The 206-nt window shown below is 35.0% G+C and carries 1 protein-coding gene; it reads left to right on the top strand.

Going from position 1 to position 206, the window contains the following annotated elements:
* On the top strand, nt 1-78 hold a 78-nt coding region (locus GQR46_RS08735; protein ID WP_165740730.1), incomplete at its 5' end, for a cold shock domain-containing protein.
* Nucleotides 79-206: the final 128 nt, after the last annotated feature.

Genomic DNA, 206 nt, shown 5'->3' with positions numbered 1-206 from the left:
GCTGAAGGCCAACGTGTACAGTTTACTGTTACTCAAGGTCAAAAAGGTCCACAAGCTGAAAACATCGTTAGCATCTAATTGCTTTCGTTAAAATGGGTTAGCAATAACCCATTTTGAATACTAGTTTGAAAGAAGTTTTGTTTTATTTGTTAGTACCCCGTTGTTTTAGTAATAATCCTACGCGATATCCTCAAGTTAACTATTTT

This window comes from Pseudoalteromonas sp. Z1A6 (genome assembly GCF_011378745.1).
In the GTDB taxonomy this organism is placed as follows: domain Bacteria; phylum Pseudomonadota; class Gammaproteobacteria; order Enterobacterales; family Alteromonadaceae; genus Pseudoalteromonas; species Pseudoalteromonas arctica.
The sequence above is the reverse complement of the archived record's forward strand: the minus strand, read 5'-3'. Positions and strand labels throughout refer to the sequence as shown.